Genomic DNA, 17,288 nt, shown 5'->3' on the forward strand with positions numbered 1-17,288 from the left:
ACAAAATGACCCGTGGACTCTGTTCCCCGCTTAGCCAGCGCCGCCTGCGCTTTAATCCGATTGTCCGTTATTTAGGCGGTTTTTTGATGATGGCTTCGGCTGTGACTCATGCCAGAGAATATCGTTTCTCCCCTTCTTCACTGGAGGGCGACATGCTGATGCAGCAGGATATCGATCTGTCGTTGTTTTCAAAATCCAATGCTCAATTACCTGGGGTCTACTCCTCAAAGGTCAAAATTAACGACAGCCAAATAGATACTGTCGACATCACTTATCTCAGCGATAAAAGTGGCGCTCTCGTTCCACAACTGACACCTGAAATGCTGCGCAAATGGGGGGTCGATGTTGATAAATATCCCCCGCTTGCATCCCAGGCGGCCACCAGCCCTCTGGAAAAATCACTGGGTGATTACATTCCTCAGGCGGCAGCGAAGCTCGATTTTTCTGTGATGACGCTGAACCTCAGCATTCCACAAGCGGCGATAAGCAGTCATGGCAAAGATTACATCGATCCCTCACGTTGGGACGACGGTGCACCGGTGGCCTTTGTCGACTACAGCTTTTCCGGATCACAAAGTGAGGATAACTCGCGCAGTAGGACAACCAATCAGTATCTGAATATACGCAACGGCGCGAATCTCGGAGGCTGGCGCGTGCGTAACTATTCCACCTGGAGCAAAACTGACGATGCCAACAGTTGGGATACCATTAATACCTATCTGCAACATGACATCGACGCATGGAAAGCACAGTTTACCGGCGGTGAGAGCAGTACGCGCGGAGAGGTTTTTGACAGCCTGCAGTATCGCGGTATTAATATTGCTTCTGATGAAGAGATGCTGCCGTATAGCCAGCGCGGCTATGCGCCCACGATCCGCGGAATTGCGAGTTCAAATGCAGAAGTTTCGGTGCGCCAGAACGGCTATCTTATTTACCAGCAAAATGTCGCGCCGGGAGCCTTTGCCATTGATGACCTTTACTCTACGACCAACAGCGGCGATCTCGAAGTCACAGTAAAAGAAGCTGACGGTACTGAACATCGCTTCACCCAACCCTATTCCAGCGTCGCCGTTATGCAACGCCCCCATCAAATGAAGTATGAATTCACCGCAGCACGCTACCGTGCTGATAGTGGCAGCGATCAAAATGAGCCGGTCTTCGCTCAGGGCAGTCTCATCTATGGTGTGAATAACTACTTCACCGTCTTCGGTGGCGTGACCACATCGCAGGATTATCAAGCGGCTAATGCCGGTAGTGGTATCGCGCTCGGCACTTTGGGGTCAATTTCTGCAGATGTCACGCTCGCTAAAGCGAAGCTCGATAATGATGAGAAAAGCACCGGCCAGTCATATCGCCTGCTTTACTCCGGCAAAGTGGATGCCACAGATACTAACTTCACCCTGGCCAGTTATCGCTACTCAACCAGTGGTTACTACAGTTTTGCTGATGCCACACAAAAATATGATCAGCATGAAGAGGATGACCTGTTTCGCTATAACAAGCGTAACCGCATCCAGGCGAGTATCAGTCAGAAAATTTACGACGTCAGCCTCTATCTGAATGGCTACCAACAGGATTACTGGCAAACCTCGCAGACTGAACGCAGCATTTCTGCCGGACTGAATACCGTTGTAAGAAGCATCAGTTACCATCTGGCGTACACCTACAGTGAAACCAACGACAATGAAAGTGACCAGATGGTTTCTTTCGGCCTCAGTATGCCGCTTAGTCAATGGCTCCCACGCGCCTGGAGCAGCTATAACATAAGCAACAGTAAACATGGTGACACACGACAAAATGTGGGAGTGAATGGCACGTTGCTTGAAGACGAGCGCTTAAGCTATTCACTTCAGCAGAGCCACTCAAACCACGATGGGGATGATACCAGCAGTGTTTACGGCAGTTATCGCTCGCAGTATGCCAATCTCAACGCAGGCTATTACTACTCTTCAGATAATTCCCAGCAACTCAGCTATGGCGTGAGCGGCGCAGTGGTGGCGCATCCTCTGGGGGTGACACTTGCCCAGCCATTAGGAAGCCAATTCGCTATTGTCAATGCGAACCATGCATCTGGTGTCCGTTTCCAGAACCAGCGTGGCATTCAGACGGACTGGCAGGGAAATGCCATCATTACTTCGCTGAGCCCATATCAGGAAAACCGTATCCGCATTGATACTACCAGCCTGCCTGAGGATGTTGATACCTCAGATACAGCGGTCACCGTCATTCCTTCGCGCAATGCCGGTGTCGTCGCCCGTTTTGATGCTCACGTCGGTTACCGCACGTTGATTACCTTAACCCGCAACGATGGCAAAACAGTTCCATTTGGCGCAATCGCCACTGCACGGTCACCGGTTATCAGCGGTATCGTTGACGAGACAGGCACACTCTATCTTGCCGGCGTATCGGACAGCGTGCAGCTCGATGTTAAATGGGGTAATTCCCCAAACCAGCAATGCACGGCCAACGCGTCATTGGATTCATCGAAAAATGCGATAAATCCAACAGGCATTCGCTCCGTCCGCGCAATTTGTCAGCAGGAAATGAAACATGTTAACTGATATGAAAACCCTTTCTCGCGCCTTCATAGGTGCGGTGCTTAGTCTCGTCTTTTCGGCTTCAGCGCAAGCAGTAACCATCTTGCATGACTGCTTTGGCGCGCCACAAGAATACAACATCAACTATGACCGCGAGTTAAACGCCAGCGAAAATACCGTTAATCACGATGTGGACATTCAAGAACATCTCGTCGGCGGAGGGATGGAAATGGAGGCCAACTGTAGTTGCCCTGGAAGTATGTCCGCTACGAGTTCAGTGCTCGAATTAACGCTAGCGGGTAGCCCATTGCCGGGAGGGACAAACGGATATGGATATCTTACTGATAAAGTTGATATTGACGTTAAAGGTTATACGGATGCAGTGAATTCACCGGACGGTGAAGGCCTGTTTGGATTGAATATCAATCAATATCCCACGCAGCTGTCATCAATGTCTAAGACGATTGAAAACATCAAAACCACAGAAGGAACGGCGAGCGTGTGTAGTGAAAACACGCGCCCGAGTGGCTCAACGGCTGTAAAACGAAAATTCAAACTGAACGTGATTGGCGCGACGTTTTACATCAAAAAACCGATTATCGGTAAAGAGATGATTCCTTCTACGCTCGTCGTGCAAAACTACACGTGCCTCTATTTCGGTTCAGGAAGTTGCGATGTCAGCAACGCGCAGCAGGTGTCAAATATCTGGCTGAGCGGTTCCCTCTCCGCGCCATTGAGTTGCACCATTAATGAAGGCAGTACGATTGAGGTCGATTTCGGTAATATTGTGAGCAAACAATTTAGTGGCAAGAGTCGGCCACCTCAGGGATACCCCCTAAAAAATGTCGACATTTCTTATCACTGCGACAGTAACGCGGTTGGGAATAACGATCGAATCAAACTCACACTGACCGCCGATCAGGGTGTGGTCGATAGCAGCGATCCGCTGGTTGCCAAAATGCTTGATAAGGATGACGTTGGGGTAAGAGTATTCAGCGAGTCAAATCAGAATGTTGCCCTGGACGGCACTTTCGAATTCCCGGTCCCGATGGACGAACAAGGAAATGGTGTCGTGCGCATTAAAGCCGCACCCGTCAGCACCACTGGTAAAAGCCCGGAGCCGGGCAAGTTTGAAGGGAACGTCACGGTAAAAATGGATTTGCGTTAAGTTTTACGCAGGTTGCGCAAACAACCTGCGTATAAATCGCAATAATTAGAACCCGAGGCTGTCCAGCAAATCGTCCACCTGATCCTGGCTGGCAACAACGCCCGCCTTGGTGGTATCGAGTTGCGGGCCATTCAACAGGCTTTCATTCTCGCGTTTCGGACGTGATGCGGGTTCCGGCATGTTTTCCAGAAGCACCATCAGTAACTGACGTTCGATTTCCTGAATCACATCCATCATGCGCTTGATGACCTGGCCCGTAAGGTCCTGGAAATCCTGCGCCATCATAATGTCCAACAGCTGAGCATTGGTGAAGCTGGTATGATCCGGCACTTCGCCCAGATACTGACGCGTATCCGTCACCAGCTCACGTGCATCGGTCAGTTCGATTGGGTTTTCGAACCACTCGTCCCAACGTTTGCTCAGCGATTTCGCGCCTTTTTCCATCGCATCCTGGTGGGGTTGCGACGCTTCAACGCTGTTCAGCGCACGCTCTGCGGCCTGCGCGGTCATCTGAACTACGTAATCCAGACGATCGCGTGCATCAGGAATCGCTTCGGCGGCTTCGGCAATAGCCTGATCCAGGCCTAGTTCGCGTAAGCTGTCACGCAGCATGCGCGTCAGGCTACCAATGCGAACAATTATGTCGTTGGGCGAAAGTGCGTCAACGGGTTTAATAGAAGATTGCATCATCACCAGCACCTCACATGCCGAGTTTCTCGAAGATCTTGCCGAGTTTCTCTTCCAGGGTCGCAGCAGTAAATGGCTTAACCACATAACCGCTCGCGCCCGCCTGTGCTGCCGCAATAATGTTTTCTTTCTTGGCTTCTGCTGTCACCATCAGAACCGGGAGAGAAGACATATTGCCGTCAGCGCGAATTGTTTTCAGCAGTTCCAGACCATCCATGTTAGGCATGTTCCAGTCAGAAATAACAAAATCAAAGCCACCGGCTTGCAGTTTGTTCAGCGCATCGACACCGTCTTCTGCTTCTTCAACGTTATTAAAACCCAGCTCTTTCAGCAGATTGCGTACGATGCGACGCATGGTGGAAAAGTCATCCACAACCAAAAATCTGAGCTCTTTGTCCGCCATAAAACTACACTCCTCGTTAAATACGTATTGCCTGTCCGGCACTGATTTTCGCCAGCATTTGCTGGCTTACCTGGCTAAGATCGACCACTTCGCTCACGCCACCCATATTGATGGCCTCGCGCGGCATGCCGAACACCACACAACTTGCTTCATTCTGCGCAATCGTCCATGCGCCAGCCTTATGCATCGCTAGCATTCCGGCCGCACCATCGTTGCCCATTCCCGTCAGGATAACCCCAACGGCATTGCGCCCCGCATGTTTCGCCACCGAATGAAACAGCACATCCACTGACGGACGATGCCGGTTAACCGGCGGTCCGTCATGAATTTTGATCTGGTAGTTAGCGCCACTGCGCGCCAACTCCATATGTTTGTCACCCGGTGCAATATACGCATGACCCGGCAGGACACGTTCGCCGTCTTCCGCTTCTTTCACGCTAATCTGACACAGCTTATTCAGACGCTCAGCGAACGAACGGGTAAAGCCTGGCGGCATATGCTGGGTAATAAGAATACCGGGACTTGAAAGCGGCAATGGCTGGAGTACATGGCGAATTGCCTCTGTTCCTCCGGTTGACGCGCCAATCACCAGCAACTTTTCGGAGCTCAGCAGCGGTCCAGCTTTAATCGCCACGGGAGCCGAAACAGGCGTATGTGCCGTCAGTTTCGCCCGCGAGGCGGTACGAATCTTCTCAGCGATCATTTCGCTGTACGCTAACATCCCTTCACGAATGCCGAGCTGCGGTTTAGTGACGAAATCTATCGCCCCCAACTCCAGCGCACGCAGGGTGATTTCTGAGCCTTTCCCCGTCAGAGAAGAGACCATCACCACAGGCATTGGGCGCAGACGCATTAATTTTTCAAGAAAATCAATGCCGTCCATACGCGGCATTTCCACATCCAGCGTGAGTACGTCGGGGTTGAATTTTTTAATTAAATCACGCGCTACCAGAGGATCGGGGGCAGTGGCCACCATCTCCATATCGCTATGACTGTTGATAATTTCCGTCATGATCTGGCGCATCAGCGCGGAATCATCGACAGATAACACCCTTATTTTACTCATGCTTTTTCCTTACTCAGCGCATAAACCGTTTGTCCACGCAGGCTAAATTCGCGGGCAAGGTTGCTGAAGTTCTCCGAGTGCCCTGCAAACAACAAGCCATCCGGCTTAAGCAGCGGGGCGAAGCGGCGCAGAATGTCCTGCTGCGTCGTTTTGTCAAAATAAATCATTACGTTACGACAAAAAATAGCGTCAAACGGACCCGGCACGTTGTACTGCTTATCCAGCAGATTCACCGAGGCAAATTCAACACAATTCGCCAGTTCCTGACGCACGCGAACCAGCCCTTCATGAGGCCCGGTACCGCGCATGAAATAACGCTGTAACTGTTGAGGTGACAGCGTTTTCAGCTCTTCAAGGCGATACACACCGTTGCGTGCTTTTTCCAGCACTTCGGTATCAATATCGCTGGCATAGACTTTCCAGCGTCCAGGCGCCATTCCCAACGTATCAGCGAGCGTAATCGCCAGTGAATACGGCTCTTCACCTGTAGAAGCAGCCGCACTCCAGACACGATACTCGCCGCCGCGTTTACGCGCGTGCTCCGCCAGCACCGGGAAATGGTGACCTTCGCGGAAGAACGCCGTCAGGTTTGTGGTCAGCGAGTTAATGAATGCCTGCCACTCTGCACTGTTCTGATTGGCCTCCAGCATGCTCAAGTAACGACCAAAGTCATCAAGCTCAAGGGTACGTAAGCGCCTAACCAGTCGGTTGTAGACCATGTCTCGCTTATGATCGGCGAGCACAATCCCAGCACGCTGGTAGATTAACTGACATATCCGACGAAAATGCGCGTCGGACAGCGCGAGGCGCTGTGTCATTTGCAACAATAATGACGATTGGCCCGAGGGCTGTGGTGTTGTCATGGCGCCTTCTTAATCACTTTCAGGATACAACTGGCACGGTCTGCGACCGTCCGGCTTCTGCTACTTTTTCGACTTGCTCTTTCACGTTAAATACCGCAACCAGACTTGTCAGATGATCGGCCTGATTTGCGAGCTGGTCGGTAGCGGCGGCCGCTTCTTCTACAAGCGAAGCGTTCTGTTGCGTTACCTGATCCATTTGCGCTACGGCCAGAGCGACCTGCTCAATCCCGCGACGCTGTTCGTCAGAGGCGGATGCAATTTCGCCCATGATGTCGTTCACTCGCGTGACCGAGGTGACGATTTCCGTCATGGTGCGCGCGGCGGTATCGACGAGTCCCGATCCCTGCTGAACACGAGAAACCGACTCTTCGATCAACGTTTTTATCTCTTTTGCCGCGTTCGCGCTGCGGCTGGCGAGGTTACGTACTTCACCGGCGACCACGGCAAAACCACGGCCTTGCTCTCCGGCACGCGCGGCTTCGACAGCGGCGTTCAGCGCCAGAATATTGGTCTGAAACGCAATCCCATCGATTACGCTAATAATGTCGCCAATTTTCTGCGAACTGGTGGCGATGTCCTGCATGGTGGTCGCAACGTGCGAAGCCTGATCGCCACCTTTTTTGGCGGTGTGTGCCGCTTGCTTCGCCAGGTCGGACGCCTGACGGGCGTTATCGGCGTTCTGGCTCACCGTCGCCGTTAACTCTTCCATGCTGGCCGCCGTTTGCGCCAGCGAGGCCGCCTGCTGTTCAGTACGCGAGGATAAATCGTTATTCCCCGCTGCAATTTCTGAAATACCGGTGTGCATCGCATAACTGCCCTGACGCACATCGGTCACGGTTTCACGCAGTGAACCTTGCATGGCCTTAAGACTGGCAAAAATGGCCGAAATTTCGTTCTTGCCATACACCGAAACCGGACGCGCCAGATTGCCTTTCGCGATGCTGTCAAAATGACTGCTGATAATCGCCAGCGGCAGTACGATCATTCTGCGCGACCAGAGCAACGAAGCCCCTGTCAACAGTGCCGCCAGGACCACCATCGTGGCAAAAATCACGCCCGACATGTGATAGCTGGTCTGACTCTCCCCGCTGGCCTTTGCCACAAACTGATTAATATCCTGCTGCCAGGCGTTAAAGCTTTTATCAAATGCCGCCTGGGAATCTTGTACCGGTGCGGTCAAGAAATCCGACAGCTGATTGTTCTCAAGCCAGGTCGCCTGATGCTCCAGATCGCTGTGCCACTGCGTATAACCCTTTTGCATCTCTGCCGTCAGCGCTTTCCCTTTTTCGCTGACCGCTTCCTGCTCGCTAAAAGCTTTAAATTGTGCTTCCGCCTGCTTCAGGCTGTCGCGCGCGGTGGTCATCAGCGCCTTAATGTCATCAGGCGGATAGCTCAGCGCGGTTAATGTGCCCGCTTTGTTCAGCGCAGTGCTGGCCTGCAAAAGCACCGCGCGCGTTTGTGCGAGCGTGGAGCGTTGCTGATTACTCGTCTCAACTTCCTGTAAGTTCTGATAGCCATCGCGAAAAGCCCAAAAAGACAACCCGTTACTGCCAACCTGCAACACACCGCAAAGGATCAGAATTAAAAACAGTGTGGTCGAGATACGAATACGATTTAACATCCACGCTCCCATCAAGCGGCAATCTGCCGCAGTTAAATTTCAGTCAAAATGTTTCCCAGTTTTCTTCTTTTCCATGGGCTGTCGCACGGGTGTTTTTCACCACAGCGGCAGACGTCGTCCCGGCAAAAACTGCACGCGACGTATCCGTATTGACAGGCGTAGAGGTAAGGCGGAACGCCGAGACGGCCATCTTCAGACGGCTCGCCTGGTCTTCCAGTGCAGCGGCCGCCGCAGCGGACTCCTGCACCAGCGCGGCGTTTTGTTGTGTAACGCGATCCATTTCTTGTACGGCCAGAGCGACCTGATCGATCCCCCGGCTTTGTTCATCAGACGCCGAGGCAATTTCGCCCATGATGTCCGTCACGCGAGTCACCGCGTTAACGATGTCCGTCATCGTTTCACCCGCGCTCTCAACCAGCACTGAACCGGTATTGACGCGTGAAACAGAGTCATCAATCAGAGTTTTAATTTCTTTTGCCGCATTTGCGCTGCGGCTCGCAAGGTTACGCACTTCACCCGCAACGACGGCAAACCCACGACCTTGTTCACCGGCACGCGCCGCTTCAACCGCTGCGTTCAGTGCCAGAATATTGGTCTGGAAGGCAATCCCATCGATCACGCTGATGATATCGGCGATTTTTTTCGAACTGCCGGTGATTTCCTGCATAGTTTTCACCACGCCATCCACCACTTTCCCGCCGTGCAGCGCCGTTTCCGACGCTCTTTCCGCCAACTGGGACGCCTGACGGGCGTTATCGGCGTTTTGCTTCACGGTAGCGGTAAGCTGTTCCATGCTGGCGGCCGTCTCTTCCAGTGCGGAGGCCTGCTGTTCAGTACGGGAGGAGAGATCGTTGTTGCCCATCGCGATTTCGCTGGTACCGGTGTAGATCGCATCTGACCCCTGGCGCACATTGGCCACAGTGTCCGTCAGTGAGCGCTGCATGTGATCCACGCTGCTCGCCAGTTCAGTGATTTCGTTACGCCCGGAAATCGTCAGCTTTTTGGTAAGATCACCACCGGCGATTTCACGAATGTGGCCGATGACGTTCCCCAAAGGATTCAGCAAGATATGCCGAATGCCGTACCAAACGCCGACCAGCACAATCACCAAAGCCAACGCCAGAATCGCCATCTGCCATTTGGCAAAGCGGTAATCGTCGCGGGTTTCTGTGAGTGCCGTGAGATATTGCTGACTGCTGGCGGTATCGTATTCTTTGAGCGCTGTCCCAAGGGCATTTTGCATTCCCTGAGTCGGCTGGGCGAAATACGCATCCGTATTGCCGCTCTCCAGGAATTGAATCAGCTCTGCCAGCCCGGCCGCGTAGTTTTTGTATTTTTCATCAATGTTAAGACTCGCCTGCTCCATTGCTGGCTGAGGCGTAATTTGTTTAAAAGCGTCGTAGTGTTTCGCCGAATCCGCCAGCGTGCCTCGTGCATTTTTCAGCAGGTCTGTTTTGGCGCTGCTCTGCTGATTATTGGGATCCATCATCATACGGGCGGAGGAACGGCTCAGGTTGATACGCGTTTGCAGCATCAGGTCCCAGGCCGAGGTCAGTTCACGTTGTTGCAAACGCAGATCGTTTGCGGCCGTGTAACTCTCCTGATTTTGTTTCAAAGATGAGAAAAACAGCCCACCGGAAATAAGCTGCAAAAGTGCGAAAATGACCAGCACCATCATCAGCATTGTGACTACGCGGATACGGTTCAACATACAACACCTTCTCTAAGTTTTATTAACGGTGTTATCGGCACGGGTAGCAGGAACTTTACATTTGCGAAAGGGAAAAGCGTGCGCTTAGAACGTGACGTCAACGATCAGGGTGTCGTTATAGGTTCCGGCAGGGGGAGTGGCTTGGTTGGTGAGGACTTTGGCGGTGTAGTTATACGTGCGTAAAAGCCCGTCAGTACTGACTTGCGACGAGGCTTCGCTGGCCCAACGTTCCGTCCCGCTTCCCCCCCAGCGGTTGTTTGTTGCGCCTTTGTAAATATCGTAACTCATGAAGTTATTTCCGCTCGCCATTCTGCGCACGCCATTGAGGGAATTGGCACCATTGTTAATGCCAATCGTGTATACGCTTCCTTTGGTGCAGGTCACGGATACCGCCTGAGAAATGGTCGGGAAATTTTGCACCAGCGGTGCACTGTTGAAATTGACGTTTGGCGTGGTCATCGCGCTACAGTCGTTGGTCACGTTCATATTGAGCGTGATGCTAGTCGTCGCCGTCCCGGTTTGCGGCGTCAGACAAATCCCCACCGCACCGACTGAACAGACGTTGTAGTTAATGCTAAACATTAAGACCACCTGATACGGCCCCGCCGTAACGTTTTGTCCGGGCACGGTGCGGAAATAGAGCGGTATATTGTATTGTTTTGCGCCCAGCAGGCTGAGCAGCGTGCTGCCGCTCCAGGTATAGGCTTTTGCGATTTGCACTTCAGTGCTGGCCGAACACCCCGTCAACCCGCATAATCGCGTTGGGATCACATCTGTGATCGCCGCGTTATCCGTGCGCTTCATGGTCGCGCGGCTGTTTGCCGACACGGTTGCCGAGGTGTAATTCAGCGTCACCGAATCGTTCGTCAATAAATTCAGTACCGCATCGCAACTCACCACCAGCGTGCCCGTCGTTTCGACCTCTCCTGCCCCGCTAAGAGCAAACGAGGTGACACTCCCAAACGACGCGTTGACGGTACTCACGTTGCATACCGCCCAACTGCCGCCTGATGTCATCAGCAGCAGGAGTAACAGCAGCAGGCGTTTCATGGTTTCTCCCGACAGGTCAGCGGGCCGAAGGTTTGCAATTTATGTTCAGGATTCGCGCCAACCGTTAGCGTGGCATGACAGCGCTTGCCCCCCGGCAGAAGCACCTCCAGCGGGTTCACATTATTCAAATTTTCAAGCCAGGCGATGCCGTCATACCCGACCACCGCCGTGCTGCGAGACGCGCGTCTGACCTGACTCCCTACCGGAATAGCGGCCCCATCCACATCATGAAGAATCACGCTGGCCACCCGCTCTTGCTCCATCGGGAAATCCACCAGAAAACCGCTGTTGCGACGGATAGCGACACGGCGCTCGGTCTCTTTTAGCCGCGTATCAGCCGGTAAATTCAGCGTATTGATACTGTAGCTAGCCGGATAATAGGCCGAGACACCGCTGATCAGCAGATAGCCGTTATTGTTCGTCTTGCCGACAGGCTGATTTTCGTAATTTACGGGCACATCGGGATGCCCGTCGGTGCTGATCACCACAAATGCGTCGTTGATTTTGTTTGCGGCGAACAGCTCGCCATCCATCAGCACAATCGAGCCCATCGCTTCGCCCCACCAGGTCATCCGGTCCTGCTCGCCGTAACCGCCGCCCTGCAGCTCGATATTGTTATTACGCCAGCCCAGCGAGGCCTGCTGATAGTTACGCGACTGGGATTGGTTCGCCCACGCCATATTCCAGCTCAACCCGCCATCCGTCGGCATGGAGTGGTTGTAGTTCACGCGCTGCGTGCTGCCCGAATCAGGCGTGTTTTCAAACGTCACCGCGGCGCTATCACGATCACCAAGCGGGATTTGTAACGACATGGCAACCGTCCAGTCACCGCGCTGCTGATCGCGGCTGGCCGCCAGATAGAGGCTGCTACTCCCCCACAAATTACGACTCCACGACAGATTCAACAGTTCGGTTTTTTGGCTGTCAAAACTCTCAACGCCAATCCACGCCGCGCCGATATTACCGAAATCGCCCAGGTTAAAGGTCAGCGAATATTGGTCGGTATTCCGACTCAGGCTGGCAATGGGTTGATTTTTTTCATCATAAATTGTGGGCTGATCGTAAAGCGCCAGATTGCCGTATCCCCGATCGCGCCGCGAGTGCTGCGTGGCCAGGCTGAATGCGCTGGTGCTGTATTGATAACCCCAGTTAATTTGCCCGCCTTCTTCCCCGCGCAGGCGGCTGTGTGTGTAAGAGGAGTTGACCACCCCATAGCGTCCGAGTTTGACGATGGTCCCTGCGCCGCCCAGCGCCAGCTCTTCGGCCGCTTCGCCGTGCCCCTCAAGCGTCAGCCAGTCGGTCAGGCCGTAGCGATACGAACCACTGCCCGCCGCTGGGCCATAGTCAAAATTCTTTATGCCATAATTGCGTCGCAGGCTGCCCAGCGTCACCGCGCCGTCGCTCAGCCCCTGCTTTAACAATTCGCTGGTGACGTAAAACGGCATGGTCGTACTCACCTGACGTCCCAGCGCATCGGTGGTGATCAGCACAGCATCCCCGGCACCGTTGATATACGGCAGATTGGTCAGCGTAAAAGGACCAGGCTGTAATTGTGTCGAACCCGAGCGATAGCCGTTGATGAACAGATCGACTGATGTGGGTACGGCGGCTTCACCTGAAAATTCGGGCAGCGGCCAGGTCACCAGATCCGGGCGCAGTGAGAAGTCACGTCCATAGCTGATGCCGCCCATGCGCACGCTGCTGCTCCAGCTGACGGCATCACTGATCACATCCCCGGCGGTCCAGGTGGTGGCGTCCTCTTCGTTGGTCACCATCAAGGTGGTGTCATACCGCACGTAGCCCTCTTCCTGACTGTTATTCCCGGTAAAACTTTTGCGGGTATAGCCCGTTGAAGAGAGGGAGCCGTTTTCGTTGAAATAGCGGAATTCATGCCACAGCGAGGCCTGACCGCCAAGGTGCTCCGTATGGTTGGTGTAGAGATCGTAATTCAGCAACGCGCCGCGGCCAAACTGTGGTGTGCTCTGCCTGGTTTGCCCGCCGAAGGGCGTTACGCGCGCGGAAATCCACTCACGGGGTACGGTGAGCAACAGACGTTGAGCGGCACTGTCATACTCCACGCGCACGTTAGCCAGCTGCGAGAGATTCACGTCCCCCGTTGGCACCTGCTCAGGCGGTAGACCGGCGCGCAAGAGATCGGCACTGGAGATAAAAAAGGTGCCATCACGCTGCGTGACAGGAACCACCAGCCCGGTGTCGTAGTGGTTTATCACCACCGAAAGCTGAAAAACGGCTTCGTTGTTCATCGCCTGCGCATCTGGCGGGGGCGGTAAACTGTCGTCGCCAGGTGTAGCCCAGACGCTCGTCGACACGCACAGCAGGATGATCATCGTCCGTTTCAGTTGACGGGCGCAGACTGCCATTGTGTATCTCTGGCATTAATTTGCGCACTGAGTTGGTGAGGTCGCTGTAACCCGGAAGGCAGCGGCCAGCTGCGGGTGCTGTGCGGTAGCACGTAACCCAATAACCCGTCGGCGACGGTGCGCTTCTGCCCTCCTTCCTGCATCGTCACGTGGCTAATTCGGACGTGAATATCCCCTTGATTTCGCACCTGCACCGCAGGTTTTCCGTCCTCCTGGATGATCCGCCAGCTCAGATTCTTCGGATCAACCAGCGCGTGATGCGCCCCTTCCTTAATGGTCGGAATACCCTGGCCATACACGAACAACGGAATGGAATAACGCATTTGGATTTTCAGGCCAATCTCGGGCTGGGATTTGTCATTTGGCTGGGGAATTTCATCGACAATAATGCGGTAGGCTTGCTCGACACCCATCGGGACTGTGTTTTGTTTGATAAGACGAATTAACTGCTTGCCCTCTTTGCCAATAGTGACAATCGGCGGGCTGGCAACCACATCCTGCTGCGCCGAGTAGCGCTCATACCCGTTTTCCTGCTTCCATCGCACGATGCGTACCTGCATGGTGGTAGCAGTGTTACCCTGATTCTGGATCCACAATTCCGTGGCTTTCGTGTCAGCAGAGAGCCACGGGTCAATTGGCCAGAGCAGAATCGTCGCCGCCGCGTGTGTCCTGCCCGTCATGGCTGCAAACATCACCCCTAAACTCAGTACGCCATAGCGTAAAAAAGATGCCTTCATCAACCTTCTCCCTGTTTCACCACGACAGCGTCACGGTGAGTTGATCTGAATAAGTGCCTGCGGGGCTGAATCCCGTCAAAAGCGCCACGCCAAAAAGCGGTAACGCAATATTGTTGCTGTTGGTGTAGGTCACTGGAATAGCCTGGTTGACCCCAATTTCACTATTGGCAGCTAGCGAACTGCTGCTGTAAAGCCGATACGCCACTACGTCCGTTCCACTGGCACGCTGCATCCGACGCACTGACGCGTAATGCTGGCCCCCATCAATGCTCATACTCAGCGAGACACCCGGCGTACAGGCGATAGATAACGATCCGTTGGGGACAAAACTGGTGCTCACCTGACCGGTCGCCACCCCTGAGCGCGTACCAAAATTCAGCGATCCCAATACCCCACCGGTTCCTGCCGTCACCGAGCACCCTGGCGTGATGGTCGCGGCAACCAGGAATGACTGCGTGGTAACAGCTTGCGCGAACGGAGTGCACAAAAGGCACACCGTCAGGGCAAAAAAAGCATGCAGTTTTCCCTCTGCGAATGGTCGCAGATCTGGAATCGCTTCCGTCATTTCCGGCGCTTGTGCTAGTAGGTCACGCTAACGTTAATGGTGTCGGTATACGTGCCCGGTACGACGGTAACGCTGTTGCCGCCCCCCGTAATTCGTCCATACAAGGTGTAACTGTCGATGCCCCCTGTCGTGGATGCCACAGGGATAGGCGCGTTGTTCGCGATAATGTTATTGAACCCGCTGTCACTGAAGAGACTGTAGGCGACGCCCTGAGCGGTATTGGAGGTGTTCACTAGATACCGCGCTGGCGTGCCAGGCGTGCCGACGACTGTGCCCGGTGCCGTGGAGTTGGTATTGCCGGTGATCGCGACCGAATAACTGGCCGTTGTACATTGGATCGTAAAGGTATTCCCGCCGCTGGCCCCGGCGAGCTGGGTCGTGAGGGTCGAAAATGTGGCGGGATGCGTGCCAAAGTCCAGACTACCGAAGTTAATGCCGTTTTGTGTCGGTGAGCCGTTGATCAGGCAACCATTGGTCAATGTTAACGTTGCACCAATGGTCCCACTGCTGGTGACTGCCCCGGCATTTTGCGCCGCCAGGGCCAATAATCCACCCGTACATATCAGAAGGAGTTTACTTTTCATTTACTGCCCTCCAGAAAATGTTGCCTTCGCTTTTCGTATTTTATTGATAACACTCAATCTGTTAGCACCGCTTAACATTTCTGATGAGCAGTTATTGAGAATTTAGTTTACGGAGGCGGGTTCAACCACCTACCTATTTTTATCTACGACTATTGCCTGATTTACGGTTTATTTCATGATAAAACAATATGTTACATTTATTATCAAGCGGTTAAATCCTCTGAATTTAAAGATATATTCATTATTCTGTGACGTACGTCACAATATATTGATCTCGCAAGAGCAACTAAAATAATAAATCTTAAAAAATAGTTGTATGCAGGTTCGGTTTACTTCAATTTATGTGATGAATATTTAGATGCGTTGAAATAAAAAAATTATATAACTCAGCGTGCGGCAACCACTTCATTGCATAACAGAGGGTATTTTTTCGTGGCAAGTGCAAACAAACTCACGCTCTTCATCGTGATTTTCATGTTGGCGGGTATTCTTTCAGGGGCAGCGATTCACGAGTACGCATCGGCCAGCGCCATAGCGACCTGGGCTGATAACATCACACTCCTCACCGATATTTTTCTTCGTCTCATTAAAATGGTTATCGCGCCTCTGGTGTTCAGCACCCTGACAGTGGGGATCATGAGACTTGGCGAAACCTCAACCATTGGGCGCGTTGGCGGCAAAGCGATGGTGTGGTTTATCAGCTCCTCCGTGCTCTCCATTCTGGTGGGATTATTCATTGTGACGCTCGAACAACCGGGCAGCGGCCTGAACCTGGCGATCCCCGCTGAGTCTGTCGATACGGGGCTGGCTGTCAGCGGGATGTCGCTAAAAGCGTTCCTGTCGCACACCATCCCTACCAGTATTGCCGGGGCGATGGCCAATAACGAAATCCTGCAAATTGTCGTGTTTTCGATGTTCTTCGGGATTGGTGGCGCGTCCCTGGGCGAGAAATTCAACGCCCCGCTAGTTGCCGCACTCGATGTGGTTTCCCATATCATGCTGAAAGTCACGGGCTATGTGATGTACGTTGCGCCGCTGGCCATTTTCGCCGCCATTTCATCGGTCATCGCCACGCAGGGTCTGGGGATTTTGCTGAACTACGCGTCGTTTATTGGCGGGTATTATGTTGCCATTCTCCTCACCTGCCTGGTGCTGCTGGCGGTGGGATATATGGTGCTGAAGAAAGAGGTTTTCCGCCTGGTCAGTATGCTGAAAGATCCTGTGCTGGTGGCGTTTACCACCAGCAGCTCTGAGGCGGCTTATCCAAAAACGCTGGAACAGCTCACGCGCTTCGGCTGCTCGCGCAATATCGTCTCGTTTGTTCTGCCGATCGGATATTCCTTTAATCTGGTGGGCTCAATGGTGTATTGCTCGTTTGCGTCGATGTTTATCGCCCAGGCGTACAATATTCAGCTGAGTTTCGCTGAAGTCACCGTTCTGATGCTGACCCTGATGCTGGCGTCAAAAGGCATTGCCGGCGTTCCGCGTTCTGCGCTGGTGGTGTTGGCCGCCACCATCCCGAGTTTCCATATTCCGGTTGCCGGGATTTTGCTACTGATGGGAATCGATCACTTCCTGGATATGGGTCGTTCGGCGATTAATGTGCTGGGGAATGGGATTGCGACTGCGATGCTGGCGCAGAATGAGGGGTTGCTGGAGGAGGCGCCGGAGCTTTTGGAGCAGGAAGCGTAATCTGGCGTTTTTCGCCAATCCTTTGGCGTAACCGTGGAAAATTCCGTTCACTAAAGCTTCTGGAAGAACCTTCACATTCGCTGCGGTGAACGTGTAAAGGGGGCTATCGTGTATGAACCGGTCACATGGGTTACAGATCTGACCGGTCACATAGGTAACACTTTTTGACTTAATCGGCCCGGATTATACGATGATTTCGTCTGTCGTACCGGGCCAGTATCAG

At 53.3% G+C, this 17,288-nt stretch carries 14 protein-coding genes; 3 read left to right on the top strand and 11 right to left on the bottom strand.

The annotated features are described in order from the left end of the window. Positions 1 to 5 precede the first annotated feature (5 nt). Together AC07RN_RS16710 and AC07RN_RS16715 are read left to right on the top strand one after the other, a co-directional pair. The gene (locus AC07RN_RS16710; RefSeq protein WP_478336865.1) at positions 6 to 2,561 is read left to right on the top strand and encodes a fimbria/pilus outer membrane usher protein; all 2,556 of its coding nucleotides are present in this window, start codon (positions 6 to 8) and stop codon (positions 2,559 to 2,561) included. Further along, positions 2,551 to 3,705 (top strand): fimbrial protein, encoded by a 1,155-nt coding sequence (locus tag AC07RN_RS16715; protein WP_478336866.1) that lies wholly within the window; start codon positions 2,551 to 2,553, stop codon positions 3,703 to 3,705. The genes AC07RN_RS16710 and AC07RN_RS16715 overlap by 11 nt, the downstream gene beginning before the upstream one ends. A gap of 45 nt (positions 3,706 to 3,750) precedes the next feature. Here the strand turns inward: AC07RN_RS16715 and cheZ are convergent, their stop codons facing one another. From cheZ to AC07RN_RS16770, 11 genes are all read right to left on the bottom strand, one after another. After that, complete coding sequence (cheZ, locus tag AC07RN_RS16720; RefSeq protein WP_015959454.1) at positions 3,751 to 4,395, bottom strand: protein phosphatase CheZ; 645 nt, start codon at positions 4,393 to 4,395, stop codon at positions 3,751 to 3,753. Positions 4,396 to 4,405: 10 nt separating this feature from the next. Further along, positions 4,406 to 4,795 carry a chemotaxis response regulator CheY gene (cheY, locus tag AC07RN_RS16725; protein WP_015959455.1) on the bottom strand — a complete coding sequence of 130 codons (390 nt, stop codon included), beginning with the start codon at positions 4,793 to 4,795 and terminating at the stop codon, positions 4,406 to 4,408. 16 nt (positions 4,796 to 4,811) lie between these two features. Beyond that, entirely contained in the window at positions 4,812 to 5,861 is a 1,050-nt protein-coding gene (locus AC07RN_RS16730) for a protein-glutamate methylesterase/protein-glutamine glutaminase (protein WP_015959456.1), read from the bottom strand. Next, positions 5,858 to 6,724 carry a protein-glutamate O-methyltransferase CheR gene (gene cheR / locus AC07RN_RS16735; RefSeq protein ID WP_015959457.1) on the bottom strand — a complete coding sequence of 289 codons (867 nt, stop codon included), beginning with the start codon at positions 6,722 to 6,724 and terminating at the stop codon, positions 5,858 to 5,860. Before cheR ends, AC07RN_RS16730 begins: the two co-directional genes overlap by 4 nt. Positions 6,725 to 6,743: 19 nt before the next feature. Next, a complete protein-coding gene (tap, locus tag AC07RN_RS16740; RefSeq protein ID WP_478336867.1) occupies positions 6,744 to 8,345 on the bottom strand; it encodes a methyl-accepting chemotaxis protein IV in 1,602 nt (533 codons plus the stop codon). Positions 8,346 to 8,388: 43 nt separating this feature from the next. Further along, entirely contained in the window at positions 8,389 to 10,056 is a 1,668-nt protein-coding gene (gene tar, locus AC07RN_RS16745; protein ID WP_015959459.1) for a methyl-accepting chemotaxis protein II, read from the bottom strand. An 84-nt stretch (positions 10,057 to 10,140) separates the two neighbouring features. Beyond that, positions 10,141 to 11,106 carry a Csu type fimbrial protein gene (locus AC07RN_RS16750; RefSeq protein ID WP_478336868.1) on the bottom strand — a complete coding sequence of 322 codons (966 nt, stop codon included), beginning with the start codon at positions 11,104 to 11,106 and terminating at the stop codon, positions 10,141 to 10,143. Then, positions 11,103 to 13,487, bottom strand: coding sequence for a fimbria/pilus outer membrane usher protein (locus tag AC07RN_RS16755; protein WP_478336869.1), 2,385 nt, complete (start codon positions 13,485 to 13,487; stop codon positions 11,103 to 11,105). Before AC07RN_RS16755 ends, AC07RN_RS16750 begins: the two co-directional genes overlap by 4 nt. Continuing rightward, positions 13,463 to 14,224, bottom strand: a complete 762-nt coding sequence (locus AC07RN_RS16760; protein WP_015959462.1) for a fimbrial biogenesis chaperone — start codon at positions 14,222 to 14,224, stop codon at positions 13,463 to 13,465. Before AC07RN_RS16760 ends, AC07RN_RS16755 begins: the two co-directional genes overlap by 25 nt. 16 nt (positions 14,225 to 14,240) lie before the next feature. After that, the gene (locus tag AC07RN_RS16765) at positions 14,241 to 14,789 is read right to left on the bottom strand and encodes a Csu type fimbrial protein (protein WP_015959463.1); all 549 of its coding nucleotides are present in this window, start codon (positions 14,787 to 14,789) and stop codon (positions 14,241 to 14,243) included. A gap of 14 nt (positions 14,790 to 14,803) precedes the next feature. Continuing rightward, on the bottom strand, positions 14,804 to 15,373 hold the full coding sequence (locus tag AC07RN_RS16770; RefSeq protein WP_478336870.1) for a Csu type fimbrial protein: 570 nt from the start codon (positions 15,371 to 15,373) through the stop codon (positions 14,804 to 14,806). A gap of 432 nt (positions 15,374 to 15,805) precedes the next feature. Here AC07RN_RS16770 and AC07RN_RS16775 point away from each other — a divergent pair, with 432 nt between their 5' ends. After that, complete coding sequence (locus AC07RN_RS16775; protein WP_478336871.1) at positions 15,806 to 17,065, top strand: dicarboxylate/amino acid:cation symporter; 1,260 nt, start codon at positions 15,806 to 15,808, stop codon at positions 17,063 to 17,065. Positions 17,066 to 17,288 lie beyond the last annotated feature (223 nt).

Source organism: Lelliottia sp. GFLA7 (assembly GCF_056490165.1).

Excerpts from the sequence above, each read along its gene's own strand:
- AC07RN_RS16710 (WP_478336865.1), top strand. The coding sequence starts at position 6 with ATGACCCGTGGACTCTGTTCCCCGCTTAGCCAGCGCCGCCTGCGCTTT.
- AC07RN_RS16715 (WP_478336866.1), top strand. The coding sequence starts at position 2,551 with ATGTTAACTGATATGAAAACCCTTTCTCGCGCCTTCATAGGTGCGGTG.
- cheZ (WP_015959454.1), bottom strand. The coding sequence starts at position 4,395 with ATGATGCAATCTTCTATTAAACCCGTTGACGCACTTTCGCCCAACGAC.
- cheY (WP_015959455.1), bottom strand. The coding sequence starts at position 4,795 with ATGGCGGACAAAGAGCTCAGATTTTTGGTTGTGGATGACTTTTCCACC.
- AC07RN_RS16730 (WP_015959456.1), bottom strand. The coding sequence starts at position 5,861 with ATGAGTAAAATAAGGGTGTTATCTGTCGATGATTCCGCGCTGATGCGC.
- cheR (WP_015959457.1), bottom strand. The coding sequence starts at position 6,724 with ATGACAACACCACAGCCCTCGGGCCAATCGTCATTATTGTTGCAAATG.
- tap (WP_478336867.1), bottom strand. The coding sequence starts at position 8,345 with ATGTTAAATCGTATTCGTATCTCGACCACACTGTTTTTAATTCTGATC.
- tar (WP_015959459.1), bottom strand. The coding sequence starts at position 10,056 with ATGTTGAACCGTATCCGCGTAGTCACAATGCTGATGATGGTGCTGGTC.
- AC07RN_RS16750 (WP_478336868.1), bottom strand. The coding sequence starts at position 11,106 with ATGAAACGCCTGCTGCTGTTACTCCTGCTGCTGATGACATCAGGCGGC.
- AC07RN_RS16755 (WP_478336869.1), bottom strand. The coding sequence starts at position 13,487 with ATGGCAGTCTGCGCCCGTCAACTGAAACGGACGATGATCATCCTGCTG.
- AC07RN_RS16760 (WP_015959462.1), bottom strand. The coding sequence starts at position 14,224 with ATGAAGGCATCTTTTTTACGCTATGGCGTACTGAGTTTAGGGGTGATG.
- AC07RN_RS16765 (WP_015959463.1), bottom strand. The coding sequence starts at position 14,789 with ATGACGGAAGCGATTCCAGATCTGCGACCATTCGCAGAGGGAAAACTG.
- AC07RN_RS16770 (WP_478336870.1), bottom strand. The coding sequence starts at position 15,373 with ATGAAAAGTAAACTCCTTCTGATATGTACGGGTGGATTATTGGCCCTG.